Genomic DNA, 20336 nt, shown 5'->3' on the forward strand with positions numbered 1-20336 from the left:
ATCGATCTGGCGCCATGCTAGAACACAGCTGTGTCAGTTTTTGTCAGGAGTGAAGCGCCCGTTTTCGTCCAGTTGCATCAGCGCGAACCAGGCACGCAGCAGGTCGCTGCGCCGCCCGGGGTAGCGCTCGCCCTGCTCGGCGGCCGAGGCAATCCGGTCGGTGCGGAAAGTCCGGTAGGCCCCTCGCAATTCGCACCAGGCCACCACCACCCGCGCCTCGTTGAAAAAGCCCAGGGCCAGCGGCCAGATCAACCGCTGGCTGGGGATCTTGTTCACGTCGGCGTAATCGATGTGCAGCTTGGCCTGGGTGCGAATGGCCTGGCGATAGACATTCAACTGCACGGTGTTCTGCGGGTAGCCATAACCCGGCGGCCCCGGCAGTACCGTAGGGTTGCGCAAGGCGTCGCGAACGTCCGGGGCAAGCACCGCCTCCACCTTCGCCAACGCGTCGGCGGCGGCCTTGCCCAGCACGTCGTCGCCGCGCTGATCCACGTAGCGCAAGCCCAGCACGATGGCTTCGATCTCATCGGCGGTGAACATCAGTGGCGGCAGGAACAGCCCACTGCGCAAGACATAGCCGATGCCCGCCTCCCCCTGGATCGGCGCACCAAGGGCCGTCAGCTCAGCGATGTCGCGGTACAAGGTACGCTCGGAGACGTTCAGCTCAACAGCCAATGTCGCGGCGGTAACCGGGCAACGCTTGCCCCGCAAGACTTGCAGCAAAGTGAGCAGCCGGGTAGTACGCGACACGATGGCGATCCGCAGGGAAATAATTGCCGCAGATTAGCAGAGACGGGTGTCAGAAAATGTCAGGAGCCAGGCTTTTCATGGCCAGGCGCCGGTTGCCGATAATTGCGGTAGCCTGATGACTGCCAGCCCCTGATGTCCATTGCGAGAGTTGACCATGCGCAGATTGTTCGGCCTGTCCCTGCTACTGATGTTGCTCAGCCTGAGCGCCTGCGCCCTGTTCCCGCAGCGCGACCCACTGACGATCAACGTGGTCGGCATCGAGCCGCTGCCCAGCCAGGACCTGGAAATGCGCTTTGCCGTGAAGCTGCGCGTGCAGAACCCCAACGACACCACCCTGGACTACAACGGCGTAGCGCTGGACCTGGAAGTCAACGGTCGGCCCCTGGCCTCGGGGGTCAGCGACCAGACCGGCTCCCTCCCCCGGTTTTCCGAAACGATACTGAGCATCCCGGTGAGCATCTCGGCGTTTTCCGTACTGCGCCAGACCCTCGGCCTGAGCCAGACCCAAAGCCTGGATAACCTGCCTTACGTGCTCAGGGGCAAACTCGCCGGCGGAGTGTTCGGCACCCGACGCTTCGTCGACCGTGGCACCCTCGACTTACGCGGTTCCACGGCCACCTGGTGAGTCATTGGATGAAACGCACACCGGGCTTGGCCCGTTCATCCACCACCAGTTCGAAGATGTCGGGCCGGGCGTAATGGCCGACCACGTCGTAGTCGTACCGCGCACGCACCAGCTCATCGGTATCGATTTCAGCGGTGAGCAACCCGGCGCAGTCCTTCAAGGGCCCGGCCAGCACATCGCCCATGGGCCCGACGATCATGCTGCCGCCCGCGATCAACGGACGTTCGGCAGGCCAGTTTGCAACCTCGATGCCCAACGCTTGCGGCGAGGCCTGCACCTGGCAGGCACTGACCACGAAACAGCGCCCCTCGTGGGCAATGTGGCGCAAGGTCACTTGCCACATCTCACGCTCATCCACCGTCGGCGCGCACCACACTTGCACGCCTTTGGCGTACATCGCGGTGCGCAGCAGCGGCATCATGTTTTCCCAGCACACCGCCGCGCCCACGCGACCGACCTGGCTGTCGATCACCGGCAGGGTCGAGCCATCGCCCTTGCCCCAGATCAACCGCTCGGTGCCCGTCGGCATCAGCTTGCGATGCCGTGCCACCAGGCCCGCCTCGGGTTCGAAGTACAGCGCGGTGCAGTACAAGGTACTGGCGCAGCGCTCGATCACGCCGAGCACCAGGCTGGCGCCCGTGCGCGCCGACAACCCGGCCAGGGCTTCGGTTTCAACCCCGGGCACGTCAATGGCATTGGCGAAATAGCGGGCAAACGCTTCGCGTCCTTCCGGCAGGCGATACCCCAGTTGAGTGCCGAAACCTTCGCCCTTGGGGTAGCCACCCAGCAGGGCTTCGGGCATCACCACCAGGCGCGCCCCCGCCTCGCGGATGGCGTCTTCATAGGAAAGAATCTGGGCCAGGGTGTCGCCCTTGCCGCCAGGCAATGAGCCGATTTGCAGGGCCGCCACAATGGATTTGGGCATGGTGTTCAACTCCGTCATCAACAAGTGTTGCTGATTTTCCGGCGTCGACCGATCATGAATAAAGCCCCAATCGCTGCTAAATGATATGAGCCTCATGAATATCGCCGACATCGACCTCAATCTGCTCAAGACCTTCGAAGCGCTGCATGACGAGTCCAGTGCCAGCCGTGCCGCCCTGCGCCTGGGTGTGACCCAGTCGGCCATCAGCGCCGCGTTGCGCAGGCTGCGCAGCCTGTATGACGATCAACTGTTCGTGCGCACCGGTCGGGGCCTGGCGCCGACGTTGCGGGCCAACCAATTGAAGCCGGTGATCAGCGAAGCCTTGAACAAGTGCCGCCAGAGCCTGGCGATGGTGGACCCGCACGCCAACCATTATCAGGGGCGCTCGGTCATCGTCGGGCTGTCCGACGACTTCGAGATCGCCTACGGACGGCGCCTGGTGGAAGAAGTGGCGCAGCGTGCACCGGGCCTGCGCCTGATTTTTCGCCAGACCCACAGCCAGATCGTCGGCCTGGCGCTGATGGAGCGTCACCTCGACCTGGCGATCACGGCCGGCGGTTTCGCCCAGCGGCTGCTCAGCCGCCAGGTGCTGGGGGAAGGCGACTACGCTTGTCTGGTCGACCCGGCCAGCCTGGCGCAAGCCTCGCCGACCCTCAGCCTGGAGGCGTTCGTGGCCCGCGAGCACTTGTTGGTGTCTTCCGGTGGTTTTATCGGCATCACCGATGAAGGGTTGGCCGGGCTCGGCCTGAGTCGGCGGGTGTCGGCCTCGACCACCCATTTCGCCGCGCTGCCTTTCCTGCTCAAGGGCAGCCAGGCCGTGGCGACCATTCCGACCCATGCCGCCCAGGCCATCGCGGCCCTCGGCGGCCTGGCGTTGCTGCCTTGCCCTCTGGCGCTGCCTCGCTACCCCATCGAACTCGGCTGGCGAACCCAATTGCAGATGGACCCGGCCGTGATCAAGGTTCGCGAGGCAATTGTCGCCGCCTTCGCGTAGGGCTTACTTGTTGGCCGCCATCAGCCGGTTGACTTCACTGCGCACCATGTTGGCGTATTCCGGCGGCGACATGCCGTCCAGTTCGGCGCGCACCCACTCGGCCCACTTGCCCTTGCGCTTGGAACGCTCGCCGAACAGCCGCGCGGCATCACCCTTGGCCTTGCCCAGGTTGTTTTGCCACAGTTCAAAGAGTCGGGATTTTTCGTCTTCCAGGGCGGCGCGCTCGGCCAGGGGCTTGTCAGCCAGATTGAAGCTCATGGGAATTACCTGTTGCGTAAATAGGCGACATCTTACACCTTGCGGCGAACAGCCTTAACCCGCTTTTGGGAATGACCGGTTGCGAGCAGCCCCTTCGCAACTTTTAAGCCCGTGCAGCACTCCATAGTTCACTGCCATCATTTACAAGGAGATACACCATGGCGCGTAGAAGCACCGTGCAAGCAAACGGGGAGCAAATCAAGGACCAGGCCTTCAGCGAGCTGAAGGCGTTGATCGAAGAGTCGGAGAAGTTGCTCAAGAACAGCGCCGCGCTGGTCGGCGAAGATGCGGAGAACCTGCGCGGCCAGATCTCCCAGAAACTGCAACAAGCCCTGGATTCCCTCGCCAGCGCGCGGGAGCGTACCCGCCCGATGGTCGACGCCACTGAAACCTACATCGGCGGCCACCCGTGGCAGACCGTGGCGATCTCCGCCGGGTTCGGGCTGGTGGTGGGTTTGCTGCTGGGACGGCGTTAAGCCACTCCTTGTGGGAGCGGGCTTGCCCCCTCCCACAGTGAGGATGACGGGCTGCTTGGGATTGAGACTCGACGCTGAACTTTGTGGGAGCGGGCTTGCCCGCGAAGGCGGTGGCACGGCCAGCATCATCGGCGACTGACACACCGCTTTCGCGGGCAAGCCCGCTCCCACAGTCAGAATGGCGGGCAGCTTGGGATTGAGACTCGACGCCGGACCTTTTGGGAGCGGGCTCGCGGCTTAACTTGTACCCGCTAACCCGCCCGCAGGATCGACGCATCCTCGCCCCGATACAACGCCTCGACTTTCTCCGCCCGCCACTGCAACACCGCACGCTGGTTGAGCGAACCCTTGTCGGTGATTTCACCACGGTCGATGGAAGCCGGCTCATCGAGCAGGGCAATCCATTCCACACGGCTGGCGTTACCGCTGGCCTGATGATTCAGGCGCTGCAACCATTCAGTGAACCATTGGCGCACCGCCGGGCTGGCCAGCACCTGGGCATCGGTGGCATCGGCGCCCAGCCCCGACAGGCGACGGCACTCGGGGATTCTTGGAAACACCAGCGCGCCCAGGCATTCGCGATCAGGCGCGGTGACCACCAGGTCCAGGACATAAGGCGTGCCTTCCAGCACGGCGCGATTGCGCAGTGGCCCGACGCTGACGAACACCCCGGACGACAACTTGAAGTCCTCGGCGATCCGCCCGTCGAACATCAGCCCCAACTGCGGATTGCTCGGGTCGGCCAGCTTGATCGCGTCACCGGAGCAATAGAACCCTTGCTCGTCGAAGACTTCGGCGGTCTGCTGCGGTGAGCGCCAGTAGCCCGGCATGATGTGCGGTCCGCGAAACCGGCCTTCGAACTTGCCGTCCACCGGTACCAGCCGCACTTCGCAGCCCGGAGCTGGCAGGCCGATGTAGCCGGCCATCGACAGCGGCCCGGTGGTGAAGGTGCAGGACGGCGCCGCCTCGGTCATGCCCAGCCCTGCCATCATGCGGATGCGTTCGCCGCAATGGGCCTCGGCGACCTTGTCCAGGCGATCCCAAGTGCTCTGGGACAGGCCGGCAGCGGCAAAGAAAAACAGGCTGATGCGTTTGAAGAAGCGCTCGCGCAGTTCGCCGTCCTGCTCCAGGGCGCTGACCAATTCTTCCCAGCCCTTGGGGACCGTCAGGTAGGCCGTGGGCGAAATCTCCTTGAGGTTGCGCAAGGTCTCGGCGAAGCCCTGGGCCGTAGGCTTGCCGTCATCCAGGTAGAACGTGCCGCCGTTGTAGAGCACGATGCCGACGTTGTGACTGCCACCGAACGTGTGGTTCCACGGTAACCAGTCCACCAGCACCGGCGGCACCTCGCCAAACACCGGGAAGGTCTGTAGCAGCATCTGCTGGTTGGCACAGAGCATGCGCTGGGTGGTGATCACGGCTTTGGGCAGCTTGGTCGAGCCCGACGTGAACAGGAACTTGGCGATGCTGTCCGGGCCCGTGGCGGCGAACGCCCGCTCGGCCGCCTCGCCGCCAGGCTGGGCCAGTAGGCTGGAGAAGCGCGTCATGGCGCGGCCCGGCAGCTCGCCGCGCACGCTGATCAAGGGTACGTTGGCCGGCAGCACGGCATTGATCGCTCGCTCGAAAGGCGCCGTGTCGCTGACGAACACCAGCCCGGGCTGCAACAAGTCGCAGACGTGACGCAGCTTGGCGAAGTCTTGGGACAGCAGCGAATAGGCTGGCGACACCGGGCAATATGGGATCCCGGCGTACATCGCACCCAGGGCCATTTGCAGGTGTTCGATGTCGTTGCCCGACAGCAGCGCCAAGGGTTTTTCCGCCGACAAACCAAAGCCCAGTAGGCTTTCGGCGATGGCGCGGACACTGTCGAGCATCTGCGCGTAGCTGATCCGGCGCCAGTCACCGCCGCCGTCGCGGGCGGCGATGAAGGTGTGTTGCGGGCGTACTTCAGCCCAGTGCACCAGGCGATCGAGCAGGCGCGCCGGCAAGGGCGCCAAGGGTTCCAGGGAACGCATGTGCAAGATGCCGTGCTCTTCCCTGACTTCTACGGCGGGATGACCGATCGACACCTGGCGATAACGCCCGGCCGGGGTCCGGGAGGACGATCTGAACTCGGAACTCACGTACATTTCCTCCACCAAGGCACGGTCGGCTCGCATGAAACGAGCGGAGCGTGGCAGCGTCTGGCTGCGGCCTTGTCATTATTATTGGCCTGCATCGCAGCGGCGCTGGGCCGCCGACGATGCGACGGGTTTCAGATCGGGTAATGCCGGGCGCCGTTCTGCAAGGTCACCCAGCGCAACTGGGTGAAATGCTCGATGGACGCCTTGCCGCCAAAGCTGCCATAGCCACTGGACTTGACCCCGCCGAAAGGCATCTGCGCTTCGTCGTGCACGGTCGGGCCGTTGATGTGGCAGATGCCCGATTCGACACGCTGGGCCAGGGCCAGGGCACGGGTGGTATCACGGCTGAAGATCGCCGCCGACAAGCCGAACTCGGAGTCATTGGCCAGGCGCAGCAGGGCTTCGTCGCCGTCACCGCGCAGCAGCACGGCCACTGGCCCGAAAGACTCCTCGCGGTACAAGCGCATGTCGGCGGTGACGTTGTCGAGCAAGGTCGGCTGCAGAATGCTGCCGTCCAACTGCCCGCCCGCCACCAGCTTCGCACCCTTGCCCAAGGCATCGTCGATCAGCCCCTTGATGCGCTGGCCGGCACTGGCATCCACCAGCGAGCCCAGCACCGAATCACCGTTTGCCGGGTCACCGGCGCGCAACGTGGCGATCTTCGCGCTCAAGCGCTCGACAAAGGCATCGGCGACACTGGCGTCGACAATCAGCCGCTCGGTGGACATGCAAATCTGTCCCTGGTTGAAGTACGCCCCGAAGGCGGCCGCCTCTACCGCGGCATCCAGGTCGGCGTCGTCCAGCACCAGCAACGGTGCCTTGCCGCCCAGTTCGAGCAAGGCCGGCTTGAGGTGCCGCGCCGACAGTTCACCGACGATCCGCCCGACGTGGGTCGATCCGGTGAAATTGACGCGGCGCACGGCCGGGTTGGCGATCAGCCGCTCGACAATCGCCGGCGCATCGGCCGGCGCATTGCAGATCACGTTGACCACCCCGTCGCCCAGGCCGGCGTCCTGAAGCACCTGGCCGATCAGCCGGTGCACCGCCGGGCTGATCTCGGACGCCTTGAGCACCACGGTGTTGCCACAGGCCAGGGGCATGGCGATGGCGCGGGTGGCGAGAATCACCGGGGCGTTCCACGGCGCAATGCCGAGCACCACGCCGCAGGGCTGGCGCAGGGCCATGGCAAAGCTGCCGGGCACGTCCGAAGGGATGATTTCGCCGTTGATCTGGGTGGTCATCGACGCCGCTTCGCGCAGCATGTTGGCCGCCAGGTGTACGTTGAACCCGTACCAGTTGGCCATGGCGCCAGTTTCGCCGGCGGCGGCGATGAACTCGCCGCTGCGGGCCTGCAACTGTTCGGCGGCGCGCAGCAAACGCGTGCGGCGCTCGTTGGGCGCCAGCGCGGCCCAGGCGGGAAACGCAGCTTGGGCCGCGGCCACAGCGGCATCGGCATCTTCCAGGGTGGCGGCGGCGACACGCGAAACCACGTCACCGGTCACCGGGTTGCAGCGCTCGAAGGTCCGACCGTCACGGGCCGGGCACGACTGGCCGCCGATCAACAGGGGCACGTCCAGCATGGTGATTCCTCTTTATTGTCTTTATCGGGAATGCAGCGCAGCGGTGTAACAGTAGCGCCGGGGCGACACGGCGAACAGCGGGATGCGGCCCGCTATCGCCTGTCGCCTCAGCGCTTATAGGTTTGCAAGCCAGGCTTGATGGTCTTGTCGTCCAGGAACTGCTTCATGCCCTGTTCGCGACCGCCTTCGGTGTCCAGCAGGCGCGACTGGTCGAGCTTGGCGTACAGGTAATCCTCGTTCTGCTCCCAGGTCAGCTCGCGGCAGCGTTTGAAGCCGTGCTTGGCCGCCCGCAGCACCACCGGGTTTTTCTCCAGCAGGTTGCGCGCCAGCTCCACGGTGACTTCGCGCAGTTGCGCCAGGGGCACGCTCTCGTTGACCAGGCCCATTTCAGCGGCTTTCTGCCCGCCGAACGTCTTGCCGGTCATGATGTAGTACAGCGACTGGCGATGACCCACGGTGTCGGCCATGGCCTTGCTGACCAGGTTGCCGGGCGGGATGCCCCAGTTGATTTCCGAAAGCCCGAAGGTCGCTTCGTTGGCACAGATCGCCAGGTCGCACGCCACCAACGGGCTGAAACCGCCGCCGAAACACCAGCCGTTGACCATGGCGATGGTCGGCTTGGCGTACATGCGCAGCAGTTTCCACTGCCATTGGGAGGCCTCGCGGCGGATTTTTTCCTGGAGAATTTCCGGTCCGGCATCCACTTCGCGGAAATATTCCTTGAGGTCCATCCCGGCGGTCCAGGCATCCCCTGCCCCGGTCAACACCAGGACGCCGGCGGCCGGGTCCTGCTCCAGGGTCTCGAGCACGTCGATCATCTCGCGATTAAGGGTTGGGCTCATGGCGTTGCGTTTTTCCGGGCGGTTGAGCGTGACCCAGGCGATGCCCTCTTCGATCTCGACCTTGACCGTTTTCCAGCGACCTTCGTAGTTGCTCATGATGCGGGCTCTCTTGTTCTTTGGCTGAAGATGAGCAAAAACTAAACCTGAAATTTAATTATGTCAATTAACTATTAATCGATTTACCTGTGTTTTTTCAGCGATGCGAAGGCAGCTGCAAATCAGGAATTCGCGCTCGCCCATAGCCAGGGCGTCGCAACCTCGGCAAAATGCATAGCCTTATTAATTACTCATCCCAAGGATGCTCATTTCGATGGCCAAGTCTTCCAAGCTTGCCGAAACCACCGAGTCCGTGGCCGCCGGTGCCGAGGCGCCGCTGGACACTGCGCTGGACGACCTGATCGGTTACGCCCTGCGTCGCGCCCAGTTGAAACTGTTCCAGAACCTGATCGGTCGGCTGGCCGTCCACGACCTGCGGCCCGCCCAGTTCTCGGCCCTGGCGATCATCGACCAGAACCCCGGCCTGATGCAGGCTGACCTGGCCAGGGCCCTGGCCATCGAACCACCGCAAGTGGTGCCGTTGCTGAACAAGCTGGAAAGCCGGGCCCTGGCCGTACGCGTGCGCTGCAAGCCGGACAAGCGTTCCTATGGGATTTTCCTGAGCAAGAGCGGGGAAACCCTGCTCAAGGAACTCCAGCAGATCGCCGCCCAGAGCGACCTGGACTCCACGACAGCGCTGTCGGACGATGAGCGGGAGCAATTGCTGCGGTTGCTGAAGAAGGTGTACCAGCAGTAAGGCCGGCCCCCAGCCCCGTGGCGAGAGGATCATCCTCGCCACGGGGCTGGCGACACTTCACCAGATCGGCACGTTGTAGGTCACCAGGAAGCGGGTCTGGTTCTCATCGCGAAACGCCGCGGTGCCCGGAAAGTCATTGCGGTAGATCGATTTGCGCGCCAGCAGCCCGACGTTCTTCAGCGGTCCACTCTGGATCACGTAGCCCAACTCCATCTGGAACTCTCGCTCCTTGCGATCCTCGGCACCGAGGGCCGCCAGCTCGATGTGGTCTCCCCGTACATACCGCAGCCTTGTCCTCAGGCCCGGCACTCCGACGGCGGCGAAATCATAGTCATGGATCGCCTGCCAGGTGCGCTCCTTGGCATTGAGAAAATCCGAGCTCATGGTCATTTCACTCAAGCCCATCAACTCGGTGCCCGACACATAGGGCGTGGCCGTGTCGCCGCTGGCGTGCATATAACCCAGGCTCAGCCGATGCCCGCCCAGGCGATAGCCGACCAGCGCCGAGACATTGCGGTTATCGACCTTGCCGGCCTTGGCGGCCCCGTCCTCGCCGCTGAAGAAACTGCGCAGGTCGGTGGTCAACACCCCGTCGCCCAACGGCAGGTCATGCAGCAGCGCCAGGGTGTCCTGGCGGTACAGGTCGGCCACTTCGGCGTGATAGGCGCGCAGGCTCAGGCCCTTGCCGACTTGATAGTCGCCGCCGACATAGGCCATGTGGGACGTCGTCGCCGCGCCATTGAAGCGCCGGTTGGGCGCGGCAATGCTCATGGGTTGGTAATCAGTGGAGTCGCGTCGGTTGATGCGGTCGATGTAGCCGGTGTTCAAGGTCAGGCCGTCGATGTCCTTGCTGCTGAGGGCCGTGCCACGAAAGGTCTGCGGCAACAGGCGTGACGGACTGGCAAAGGCGAACGGCAGGAAGATCGAGACATCGCCGGTCTTCACCGTGGTCTGGCCAACGCGCAACTTGCCGGTGATGGCCAGGCGCGAATACTCATCGGCGGCACGCCTGTCATTGCTGGACACCGGCAATAACTCGGTGCCGCTGCGGTCCGGCGACGAATCCAGCTTGATCCCGAGCAAGCCGCGGGCATCCAGGCCGAACCCTACCGTGCCGGTCGTAAACCCCGACTCCATGTTTACGATCGCCGCCTGGGCCCACTCTCGGGCCGCGGTCTTGGCGCCCTCGTCCTTGTAGTCGCGGTCCATGTAGTAATTGCGCAGGGTCAGGGTGCCGTGGCTGTCGTCGATGAATCCTTCTGCCAGCGCCGCACTGGAACCCAGGCTCAATCCCAGGCAGGCCAGCAGTTGAACGAGGGGTGAAACAGGGGCCGCCGCCAGGGCGGCCCGCGCAAGATTCGGCATGTCCTATGTCCACTTATTGTTGTTGTTTTTGATCGCCCTCGACGCCTTCGGGTCAGGGCTCTGGGCAAGGAGAATGGAAAGGCCGCGAAGGTTTCGTCAACTCAACCGTCCGATAATCGAACGTTAATATCATTAATCAATTAAGCAAAACCTCTATAAATTCATTTCAACCTATTGATTCCACTGTTTATTTTTACTGCTCCAGCGATTTCCTATCATCCATTCATTTTTTAGTTAGCTTTGTTAATCTAAATTGCGCTGGTCGCTCTCGGTCAGCGCCACAGGACAAAAACAATAAGAGGATTTGCCATGAACCAGCCGAGACGTCGTGCGACGTTGACCATTGCCTTGTGTTTCATCGTTGCGCTGATCGAGGGGTTTGACTTGCAGTCGGCCGGCACCGCCGCGGCGGGCTTGCGGCAGACGTTCACCCTCGACCCGAAAATGATGGGCTGGGTCTTCAGTGCCGGGATCATCGGTCTGCTGCCCGGGGCGTTCTTCGGTGGCTGGATCGCCGACCGCATTGGCCGCAAGAAAATCCTCATCGCCGCCGTCCTGCTGTTCGGCGTGTTCTCCCTCAGCACGGCCTACGTCGAGCAGTTCTCCAGCCTGCTGCTGGTGCGTTTCATGACGGGCCTGGGCCTGGGTGCCGCCCTGCCCAACCTCATTGCCCTGTGCGCCGAAGCCGTGGGTGAGCAGCGTCGCGGTACGGCAATCAGCGTGATGTACGCCGGGGTTCCGCTGGGCGGCGCGCTGGCGGCGGTGGTCGCCATGTTGTTTGGCGAGCACTGGCAGATGACGTTTTTCATCGGCGGGCTGGCGCCGCTGCTGGTGGTGCCGTTGATGCTGCTGTGGCTTCCCGAGTCCAGCGCCTTTCGCCAGGCCCGGGAGGTCGGTGGCGACGCGCGTGGTTCAACCGGCCAGGCACTGTTCGGCGAAGGTCGAGGCCGGACCACCCTGGCCCTCTGGCTGAGCTATTTCTTCACGCTGACGGTCATGTACATGCTGCTCAACTGGCTGCCGTCGCTGCTGCTGGAACAAGGCTTCAGCAAGCCCCAGGCGGGCCTGGTCCAGATGCTGTTCAACATCGGTGGCACCCTGGGTTCGTTGATTGGCGGCCTGTTGCTGGACCGCTGCAATGGTTTGAAGGTGGTGCTGTTCGTCTACGCCGGGCTTCTAAGCGCCCTGGCCGGGGTCGGGTTATCGGTGGGCATCGTGCCGATGGCCATCGCCGGGTTCGCCGCTGGGCTGTTTGTCATGGCCGCGCAATTGGTGCTCTACGCACTGGCGCCGCCCGCCTACCCCACGGCCGTGCGCGCCACGGGCGTCGGTGCAGCAGTAGCCATCGGGCGCCTGGGTTCGGTCGCTGGCCCCCTGGCCGCCGGGCAGATCCTGGCGGCCGGCGCGGGAACCACCGGTGTGCTGCTGGCGACATCACCCGGCCTGCTTATTGCCGCCGTGGCGGCGATCAGTGTGATGGCCCGTGCCGTGCCGGTGGGTCAGGCGCACGTGGCCCGTTGAGCCAACAGCCGGCGATATTCGCTGGGTGTCTGGTTCATCTCGATGCGAAAGTGCCGGTTGAAATTGGACAGGTTGTTGTACCCCACCTCGAAACAGATCTCGGTCACCGGCAATTCGCTGTGCAACAGCAACCGGCAGGCACGCTGGACCCGCAGCTTGCGCATCAGGTCGACAAAACCATGCCCGGTGATGCGCTTGAAGAAGCGCGAGAAACCGGGCTCGCTCATGTTCAGCCGCCGGGCGATCTCCGACAGGCGCAGGTCACCGGTGAGTTCGGCGTGCAGGTATTCGAAAGCCTGATGGATACGCTCGCTGCTGCGGGCGTCGAGGGTCGGCGCATAGCAAGGGCTTGCCAGGCTCAACACGTCGGTGTCAGGGGCCTGGCCCAGGGCTTCGAGCAACTCGAGGAACAGTGCCAGGCGCTTGAGCCCCCGGGCCGGGCCGATGGCTTCGAGCAACAGCGCGGCGCTCCGTGCGGTGTCGCCACTGAAGGCCAGGCCACGACGGGCGCGCTCGAACAGCCCCTGCACCTGCGCCAGCTCGGGCAAGGTCGGACGCAAGGCCAGCCACGCCGCACCGTCGAACTGCAGGACCACATCACGCCCCGCCAGGTATTCGTCGGGGGCCAGGTCCGCCATCCAGTCGTGGGGCAAGCCGGGACCGATCATCGCCACATGGCCGGGACCGAAAGGCCCGATGTAGTCGCCCGCCAACAACTTCCCGCTGCCGTGGCGAATCAGGTGGATTTCGAACTCGGGGTGGTGGTTCCAGCGCGCCAGGGGGTACGGGTAATCGTGCTCGTACCAACGAAAACTGTGCTCGGGCTCGGGCAGGATGACCTCCAGCTCGGCCGGGCGCTGCTCGAACAGCGGGGCTCGGTGATCAGGCATGTCGCGTCTCGTCTGGCCTCATGACGGCACCTTACGCCGGATGACTGGCGCCCTGCCAGCCGCGGCTTGACCGTTCACCGATACTTTTTTAACCCGCAGTGCCCTACGTTAAAAAAGTATCGGTTGGCGATGCTGCCCGCGTTTGTCCGCCTTCGGGCTCGCTGCTGTAATCGGCCTGCCGCCGCCATGGCGACACCCCACCCTTTTGCCATCGAACACAGGACCATCCCATGAAACGACTGGAAGGAAAAAGTGCCCTGGTCACCGGCGCCGCCCGAGGCATCGGCAAAGCGTTTGCCCAGGTCTACATCAATGAAGGTGCCACCGTGGCAATTGCCGATATCGACCTGGATCGGGCCCGGGCCACCGCCGCCGAGCTGGGCAAATACGCCTACGCGGTCAGGCTCGACGTGACCGACCAGGCTTCGATCGACGCAGCCATTGCAGAGGTGGTGGCACGTGCAGGCAAGCTGGACATCCTGGTCAATAACGCGGCGCTGTTCGACCTGGCGCCCATCGTGCAGATCACACGGCAAAGCTATGAGCGGCTGTTCTCGATCAACGTCGCCGGCACGCTGTTCACGCTCCAGGCCGCGGCCCGGCAGATGATCGGCCAGGGCCACGGCGGCCGGATCATCAACATGGCAAGCCAGGCCGGACGCCGTGGCGAAGCCCTCGTGGGTGTCTATTGCGCCACCAAGGCAGCGGTGATCAGCCTGACCCAGTCCGCCGGGCTGGATCTGATCAAGCACCGGATCAACGTCAACGCCATCGCGCCCGGCGTGGTGGAGGGCGAGCATTGGGACGGCGTGGACGCACTGTTCGCCCGCCATGAAAACCTGCCCCTGGGGGAAAAGAAACGCCAGGTCGGCCAGCAGGTGCCTTACGGCCGCATGGGCACCGCGCAAGACCTCACGGGCATGGCGGTTTTTCTCGCCTCGGCGGACAGCGAATACGTGGTGGCCCAGACGTACAACGTCGACGGCGGCAACTGGATGAGCTGAAGTTCGACGGATTTGCACCTTCAAACGCCGGTGATGGACTTATTTGCCTGAAAATTGATCCCAGTACTTGAGGATTGTCCCGAACGGTGCCCAGCGGTGCCGCTCAGGGAATTTCAAGAGAGCGTGAATACCGTTGCCCCAGCGGGGCAAAAATTGCGCATCATAGGCGCCGTCCGCTCAAGGGAGATTTACATGCGTGCCATTTCATCCGTCATGCGTCTTGTCGTGCTGTCGCTGGGGCTGGTGTTCGCCGCCAGCGCCGCAGCCACCGAAGAGACGCAACTGGTCGAGTCCATCAACCTTTACCGCAGCCAATCCCAAAGCTGCTCCGGCCAGGCTTCGCTGGAGTTGCCACCGCTGGCGATGGATTCCCGGCTGATCCTGTCGGCCAATGGCATCGGCGATCTGCAGCAGGCGCTCGCGCGCACGGCCTACCCGATGGTCAACGTGCAGGCCATCAGCCTGTCCGGACCGCGGGATGCGCAAAGTGCGATGAAGGCCATCCAGGAAAGCTTCTGCCAGGTGGTCCTCGACCCGCAATTCGTCGATATCGGCGTCAGTCGCATGGACCGTGAATGGCGCATCGTGGTGGCGCGCCCACTGCTGTCGGCTCGCCTCGGCGACTGGCAGGCCGAAGGCCAGAAACTGCTCAAGCTGATCAACAGCGCCCGGGCCCAACCGCGCCGCTGCGGCACCGAGACCTTTGCCGCCACCACCCCGCTGACCTGGAACGCGACCCTGGCCCTGGCCGCCGTGACCCACACCCGCGCCATGGCCAACAACAATTTCTTCGACCACAAGGACCGTGACAACCGCATGCCCGGCGACCGTGCCGAACTCGCCGGTTACCTGGGCCAGTTGATCGGCGAGAACATTGCCGCCGGGCAAGACACCGCCCTCAAGGTGGTGGACGGTTGGCTGGCCAGCCCAGGGCACTGCGCCAACCTGATGAACCCGCAATTCCACGAGCTGGGCGCCGGTTACGCCACCGACCCGAAAAGCGATGCGGGGATCTATTGGACGGCGCTGTTCGGCACTCAATAACCCTGCCAGGTCGCCAGGCGCCCCCTGCCCTCATGCCTGGGCGAAGATCAACGAGCGGTGCACGCCCGACCCGGCGCGCACCCCGTCGCCAACAGCCAGCGCGACCGAACCGAACGGCATCGCCGCATCACCACAGGCAAAGACACCCGCCACTCGGGTTTCACGGGTCATGGCGTCGGTCTGGATGAACGCACCCAACGGCCCCTCTTCAAAGGCACAGCCCAGAGAGACCGCCAGCTGGCTGGCCGCCCGGGTGCGCGGCAGGACGAACAGGCCGTCGATGCGCACGCCGCGCCCATCCGCCAATACGACATTGGCCCGTTCGCCTTCAATACGCACGACACGCTCCGGCTCCAGTGTCACCCCGCGCTGCACCAGACTGGCCCGCTGCTCGGCGTCAGGCTCGAACACGCCCTGGGTGAAAAAAGTGGTCGGCCCCCAGTCCGGAAGCATCTGAGCGTGGTGCAGGGACATTGGCGACGTGGCCAGCACTCCGATCGGCCCTTGCTCCAGCTCGTAACCGTGGCAGTAAGGGCAATGGAACACGCTTTTGCCCCAGCGCTCGGCCAGCCCCTCTATTGGCGGCAGATCATCGATCACGCCCGTGGCCAGCAACACGCGCCGGGTCCGATGGCGTTGTCCGCCGGCGGTTTCCACGGTGAAACCCTCTGCCTCCTGACGAGCGTCGATGGCCGTGTCCGATAGCCACTGCACAGTCGGATACACCATGAGCTGGCGCCGGGCATCCTCGACAATGTCGCCGGGGGAACGGCCATCCTGCCCGAGAAACCCATGAGAGCTGGCCGCGAAGCGGTTGCGACGCTGACCCGCGTCGATCACCAGTACTTTGCGCCGCGCCCGCGCCAATTGCAGCGCCGCGGACAGGCCAGCATAGCTGCCGCCTGCGATGATGACGTCGTAGTGCATGGTCGATCTCCCTGGATGGCTGGATGAAAGTCTCGACACATCGTAAGTTCCTTGAAAAGCCACTGTCAACGTTCTCGTAACTTTTGCGATTACAGGCGATACTTTCGTTCGTCCCGACCACAGAACGCCGTACCGATCATGAGAACCGACACCCGCCTGTCCCGTATGCTCCATGTGCTGATCCACATGGACCGCCACCAGCAATCGGCCACTTCCGACACCATCGCCCAGATGCTGGGCACCAACCCGGTGGTGGTGCGCCGGACCATGGCCCTGCTCAAGGAGCAAGGTTACGTCACCTCGGAAAAAGGCCATCGAGGCGGCTGGACGCTGAGCAAGCCCTTGTCGGACATGACCTTGCTCGACATCCATCAGGCCCTGGGCAGCACTTCGATCTTTTCCATCGGCCTGTCCACCGACCACCCGCAATGCCTGGTCGAACAAGCGGTTAACGCAGCGCTGACCGATGCATTCGACGAAGCCCAGGCGTTGCTGCTCAAGCGGTTGGGCAGCATTACGTTGGCGCAATTGGCCGAAGATTTTGACCAGCGCTTCCAGAGGGGTGCCGGCGACTGATCGTTGGCCGAAGTGCCCTGCCGTACAAATCGCACTCCAAAAAAAACGCCGCTCGATGAGCGGCGTTTTTTTATCAACCCGACAACGTCAGGCTTACAGCGCCATGTCAGCCGCTGGATTGGCTTCGCGGGCAGCCGCTGGTTGGGCCGGGGCCGGAGCGGCGCCTGGCTTGCCGATCACCGGCGGCGTGTCCAGTTGCAGGACTTCGCTGGTGTAGGCCCATTCCTGGGCAACGCGCTCAGGGCTGTCGTTGAGCTTGGTGCCATAGCTTGGCACGATCTGGTGCAGTTTTTCCTGCCAGGCCGGGCTGGCAACCTTGTCCTTGAAGACCTTCTCCAGCACGGTCAGCATGATCGGCGCAGCCGTCGACGCACCTGGCGAAGCACCCAGCAGACCGGCGATGCTGCCGTCCTGGGAGGCGACCACCTCGGTGCCGAGCTTCAGGACACCGCCCTTCTCTTCGTCACGCTTGATGATCTGCACACGCTGGCCGGCCTGCCACAGGCGCCAGTCTTCCTGTTTGGCCTCTGGGAAGTATTCCTTCAGCGCATTGAAACGATCTTCGTCCGACAGCATCAGTTGACCGGCCAGGTACTCGACCAGCGGGTACTGTTCGATACCGACCTTGGTCATCGGCCACACGTTGTGGGTGGTGGTGCTGGTCAGCAGGTCAAAGTACGAACCGTTCTTCAGGAACTTGGTCGAGAAGGTGGCGAACGGGCCAAACAGGATCACACGCTTGCCATCCAGCACGCGGGTGTCCAGGTGCGGCACCGACATCGGCGGCGCGCCGACCGAAGCCTTGCCGTAGGCTTTGGCCAGGTGCAGTTGGGCAACGGTCGGGTTTTCGGTGACCAGGAACGAACCGCCCACCGGGAAACCGGCGTACTCGCGAGCTTCCGGAATGTCGGACTTCTGCAGCAGGTGCAGGGCGCCGCCGCCAGCGCCGATGAACACGAACTTGGCGTCGGTCTCGGTTTCGGTACCGTCCTTCAGGTTCTTGTACGAAACGCGCCAGGTGCCGTCTTCGTTGCGGGTGATGTCTTCCACTTCGCTGGACAGTTTCAGCGAGAAGTTCGGTTTGCTCTGCAGGTAGGCAGCGAACTGGCGAGTGATTTCGCCGAAGTTCACGTCAGTGCCCAGGGGACTCCAGGTCGCCGCGACTTTCTGGCTCGGGTCACGCCCTTGCATCATCAGCGGCACCCACTTGCTGATCTGCGCGGGGTCTTCGGAATACTGCATGCCGGCGAACAACGGGCTGGCCTGGAGGGCTTCGTAGCGCTTCTTCAGGAACGCGATGTTGTCGTCGCCCCACAGGAAACTCATGTGCGGGGTGGAGTTGATGAACGAACGCGGGTTCTTCAGCACGCCGTTCTTGACCTGCCAGGACCAGAACTGACGGGAGATCTGGAAGGCTTCGTTGATTTCGATGGCCTTGGAGATATCGACCTTGCCGTTCTTGTCTTCCGGCGTGTAGTTCAGTTCGGCCAGTGCGGAGTGACCGGTACCGGCGTTGTTCCAACCGTTGGAACTTTCTTCGGCAACACCGTCCAGGCGCTCGACCATTTCCATGGTCCAGCCCGGCTCCAGCTCATTGAGCCAGACGCCGAGTGTCGAGCTCATGATGCCCCCACCAATGAGCAGGACGTCCACTTTTTTTGCCTCGGCGGCGTGCGTGGTCGCAAGACCCATCGCCATCGCCAGGCCCAGTAGCGCCGTGTGTGTTTTCTTCAACATGTGTGTATCCCTAGGATGGAACGCCATTCCGCCCTCCTGTCCTGATCAAGGATAGATCACGCCCGTAGCCGGCAGCGCCAGCGTGAAAGGTTCGATAGGACTGGAGGATGGACCTACAGGACCGAGCAAAAGGTCGGCCTCAGATTTATGTCTCTCCGGCGCTGACTTCTTGTAGGTCTTGGCTTCAGCTGAGTGAGGGACACTGCAAAACGGTTGTGCTCGGGTCTGATTTGACCGTGCCCGATTGTCGCAGCGGGGGGAGTTTACATAATGAAATAACCAGACCGAAGCATCTTTTTACATTGCGGACGAAAAACGCCGGCCAGATGACGGCGTTTTATTGGCTCTCATCAGAAATACTTGAGCAGTGCGATGTCCCGCCGCCGTTGCTTCAGGCCGGCGAACCAGCGGGTCGGGAAGAACAGCACCACGCCCAACAGCACGCTCCATACCCACACCAGGGGCAAATGGTCGAAACCGAAATACGCCCCCTGGTTGGTGCCCCAGAGAGCAACCGCTACCAGGTACAAGGCCTTGAGCACGTAGAGATGCAACAGATAGAAAAACATCGGCGCGCCGCCGTAGACCGCCAGCAAGGCGATGGTGCCCCGCGCCTGAGCCTTCTCGAACAATGCCAACAGGATCAGGCCAACCCCCAGTGTCGGTAGCAGGAACATCAACGATGGCGGGTACTTCGTCGCACTCAGGAAACTCATGGCGGTGCGCAGCGCATCGCCGGTCTGCACCCAGGGTTTGTCGCCATAGACGTTCAGGTAACGGATGACGACGAACGCCACCAGCAAGCCGATGCCCACCTGCAACAACCGCCGCACTCGCACGGCGGGGTCCACTTGCCGGGCAAACCATGGTCCGATGGCCCAGCCCAGCAGGATCAAGCCGATCCAGGGCAACACCGGGTAAGTGGTACGGGCGCGGGTGAATTCGGTGAGATCGATGAATGCCCGCTGGTGCAGGATCGACCAGGGCACGAAGAACGGCGAGTCAGGCCCCAGCACGATGCCGTCCAGCAGGTTGTGGCCGGCGACAATCGCAACGCCGATGATGACCAGCCAACTGCGCTTCAAGTGCAACAGCACGGCCAGGGCGATCATGCAAATGCCGATGCACCAGATCACCTGCAGCCACAAAGTCTTGGGGGGAAACTCGGCGGTCCAGGCGAAACACACGAACGTGAGCTCCAGCACCACCAGGAACAGCCCGCGCTTGAACAAGAACATCGAGGTTTCGCCGGCGGTGTGCTTCTGGCTGTAGAGCCAGGCCGACAAACCGGTGAGGAAGATGAACACCGGAGCACAGAGCGTGCTGAGCAGCCGGGTGAAGAACAGGTCCGGGGTGACACTCAGTGCATCGATCGGGTCGCTGACCTGCCGGTGCAGCAGGAATGTTTCGCGAACATGGTCGATCAGCATCAGCAACATCACGAACCCTCGCAGGGCATCGATGGCCAGCATGCGCACATGGGTTTTGGCGAGGCTCGTGGCAAGGGTGGGCGCAGCGACGCCGGACAGGCTCGTCACAGGGGAAGAGAGGCTCATGGCAATACTCGTCGGGGATCCGTACAAGACAGGGAATGAGAATCCCTGTCAAAAGAAAGCGGATAACATAACACAAAACACCGCGACGGATAGACCCTTCACGGCGGGCCTGCTTGCGAAGACGACGGTTCACTCAGGCTTGTGCCGGCTGACTCTCCGCTTTCGCGAGCCGCTACCACCGATTCTTCGGCGGGTCCGGATGGCGTGCCCGACGCACATTCATTGTGAGAGCGGGCTTGCCCGCGAAGACGGTTGCACATCCGACACTTCCGTTGACTGACACACCGCTTTCGCGGGCAAGCCCGTTCCCACAGGTTCTTCGGCCGATCCGGATGGCGTGTCCGACGCCCATT

The 20336-nt window shown here is 63.3% G+C and carries 19 protein-coding genes; 8 read left to right on the forward strand and 11 right to left on the reverse strand.

Annotation, left to right across the window (positions count from 1 at the left end; genetic code table 11):
* Nucleotides 1-33: 33 nt before the first annotated feature.
* Entirely contained in the window at nt 34-750 is a 717-nt protein-coding gene (locus AD664_RS05995) for a YafY family protein (protein ID WP_053145140.1), read from the reverse strand.
* Nucleotides 751-904: 154 nt separating this feature from the next.
* Here AD664_RS05995 and AD664_RS06000 point away from each other — a divergent pair, with 154 nt between their 5' ends.
* Nucleotides 905-1375, forward strand: coding sequence for an LEA type 2 family protein (locus AD664_RS06000; protein WP_042732613.1), 471 nt, complete (start codon nt 905-907; stop codon nt 1373-1375).
* A 1-nt stretch (nt 1376) separates the two neighbouring features.
* On the opposite strand, the gene AD664_RS06005 is transcribed toward AD664_RS06000, so the two are convergent.
* Nucleotides 1377-2300 carry a carbon-nitrogen hydrolase family protein gene (locus AD664_RS06005; protein WP_053145456.1) on the reverse strand — a complete coding sequence of 308 codons (924 nt, stop codon included), beginning with the start codon at nt 2298-2300 and terminating at the stop codon, nt 1377-1379.
* Nucleotides 2301-2385: 85 nt separating this feature from the next.
* Here AD664_RS06005 and AD664_RS06010 point away from each other — a divergent pair, with 85 nt between their 5' ends.
* The gene (locus tag AD664_RS06010) at nt 2386-3294 is read left to right on the forward strand and encodes a LysR substrate-binding domain-containing protein (protein WP_053145142.1); all 909 of its coding nucleotides are present in this window, start codon (nt 2386-2388) and stop codon (nt 3292-3294) included.
* A gap of 3 nt (nt 3295-3297) precedes the next feature.
* On the opposite strand, the gene AD664_RS06015 is transcribed toward AD664_RS06010, so the two are convergent.
* Complete coding sequence (locus AD664_RS06015; protein ID WP_003181187.1) at nt 3298-3552, reverse strand: hypothetical protein; 255 nt, start codon at nt 3550-3552, stop codon at nt 3298-3300.
* Between the two features lie 158 nt (nt 3553-3710).
* Here AD664_RS06015 and AD664_RS06020 point away from each other — a divergent pair, with 158 nt between their 5' ends.
* The gene (locus tag AD664_RS06020) at nt 3711-4028 is read left to right on the forward strand and encodes a YqjD family protein (protein ID WP_042732611.1); all 318 of its coding nucleotides are present in this window, start codon (nt 3711-3713) and stop codon (nt 4026-4028) included.
* Between the two features lie 251 nt (nt 4029-4279).
* Here the strand turns inward: AD664_RS06020 and AD664_RS06025 are convergent, their stop codons facing one another.
* The 3 genes from AD664_RS06025 to AD664_RS06035 all read right to left on the reverse strand — a co-directional run bounded on the left by AD664_RS06025 (nt 4280) and on the right by AD664_RS06035 (nt 8666).
* Nucleotides 4280-6148, reverse strand: coding sequence for a feruloyl-CoA synthase (locus AD664_RS06025; RefSeq protein ID WP_053145458.1), 1869 nt, complete (start codon nt 6146-6148; stop codon nt 4280-4282).
* A 131-nt stretch (nt 6149-6279) separates the two neighbouring features.
* Entirely contained in the window at nt 6280-7728 is a 1449-nt protein-coding gene (locus AD664_RS06030; protein WP_047738757.1) for an aldehyde dehydrogenase, read from the reverse strand.
* A gap of 107 nt (nt 7729-7835) precedes the next feature.
* Entirely contained in the window at nt 7836-8666 is an 831-nt protein-coding gene (locus AD664_RS06035) for a p-hydroxycinnamoyl CoA hydratase/lyase (RefSeq protein ID WP_042732035.1), read from the reverse strand.
* A gap of 214 nt (nt 8667-8880) precedes the next feature.
* On the opposite strand from AD664_RS06035, the gene AD664_RS06040 reads away from it, so the two are divergent.
* A complete protein-coding gene (locus AD664_RS06040; RefSeq protein ID WP_053145144.1) occupies nt 8881-9363 on the forward strand; it encodes a MarR family winged helix-turn-helix transcriptional regulator in 483 nt (160 codons plus the stop codon).
* Nucleotides 9364-9420: 57 nt separating this feature from the next.
* Here the strand turns inward: AD664_RS06040 and AD664_RS06045 are convergent, their stop codons facing one another.
* Nucleotides 9421-10728, reverse strand: coding sequence for an OprD family porin (locus AD664_RS06045; RefSeq protein ID WP_053145145.1), 1308 nt, complete (start codon nt 10726-10728; stop codon nt 9421-9423).
* A gap of 309 nt (nt 10729-11037) precedes the next feature.
* Between AD664_RS06045 and mhpT the strand changes: the two genes are divergently transcribed.
* Entirely contained in the window at nt 11038-12249 is a 1212-nt protein-coding gene (mhpT, locus tag AD664_RS06050; protein WP_053145147.1) for a 3-(3-hydroxy-phenyl)propionate transporter MhpT, read from the forward strand.
* Here the strand turns inward: mhpT and AD664_RS06055 are convergent.
* Nucleotides 12228-13139 carry an AraC family transcriptional regulator gene (locus tag AD664_RS06055; RefSeq protein WP_053145149.1) on the reverse strand — a complete coding sequence of 304 codons (912 nt, stop codon included), beginning with the start codon at nt 13137-13139 and terminating at the stop codon, nt 12228-12230. The genes mhpT and AD664_RS06055 overlap by 22 nt on opposite strands.
* A gap of 230 nt (nt 13140-13369) precedes the next feature.
* Between AD664_RS06055 and AD664_RS06060 the strand changes: the two genes are divergently transcribed.
* Together AD664_RS06060 and AD664_RS06065 are read left to right on the forward strand one after the other, a co-directional pair.
* On the forward strand, nt 13370-14143 hold the full coding sequence (locus tag AD664_RS06060; protein ID WP_053145151.1) for an L-iditol 2-dehydrogenase: 774 nt from the start codon (nt 13370-13372) through the stop codon (nt 14141-14143).
* 192 nt (nt 14144-14335) lie between these two features.
* Complete coding sequence (locus AD664_RS06065) at nt 14336-15187, forward strand: CAP domain-containing protein (protein WP_053145153.1); 852 nt, start codon at nt 14336-14338, stop codon at nt 15185-15187.
* Nucleotides 15188-15217: 30 nt separating this feature from the next.
* On the opposite strand, the gene AD664_RS06070 is transcribed toward AD664_RS06065, so the two are convergent.
* Nucleotides 15218-16114, reverse strand: coding sequence for an NAD(P)/FAD-dependent oxidoreductase (locus AD664_RS06070; RefSeq protein WP_053145155.1), 897 nt, complete (start codon nt 16112-16114; stop codon nt 15218-15220).
* A 138-nt stretch (nt 16115-16252) separates the two neighbouring features.
* Here AD664_RS06070 and AD664_RS06075 point away from each other — a divergent pair, with 138 nt between their 5' ends.
* Nucleotides 16253-16690: an Rrf2 family transcriptional regulator gene (locus AD664_RS06075; protein ID WP_053145157.1), complete on the forward strand. Its 438-nt coding sequence runs from the start codon at nt 16253-16255 to the stop codon at nt 16688-16690.
* Between the two features lie 93 nt (nt 16691-16783).
* On the opposite strand, the gene mqo is transcribed toward AD664_RS06075, so the two are convergent.
* Both mqo and AD664_RS06085 read right to left on the reverse strand, forming a co-directional pair.
* Entirely contained in the window at nt 16784-18427 is a 1644-nt protein-coding gene (mqo, locus tag AD664_RS06080; RefSeq protein WP_053145159.1) for a malate dehydrogenase (quinone), read from the reverse strand.
* Between the two features lie 350 nt (nt 18428-18777).
* A complete protein-coding gene (locus AD664_RS06085; RefSeq protein ID WP_053145161.1) occupies nt 18778-19983 on the reverse strand; it encodes a DUF1624 domain-containing protein in 1206 nt (401 codons plus the stop codon).
* Between the last annotated feature and the right edge of the window lie 353 nt (nt 19984-20336).

Source organism: Pseudomonas sp. P97.38 (genome assembly GCF_001269745.1).
In the GTDB taxonomy this organism is placed as follows: domain Bacteria; phylum Pseudomonadota; class Gammaproteobacteria; order Pseudomonadales; family Pseudomonadaceae; genus Aquipseudomonas; species Aquipseudomonas chlororaphis_E.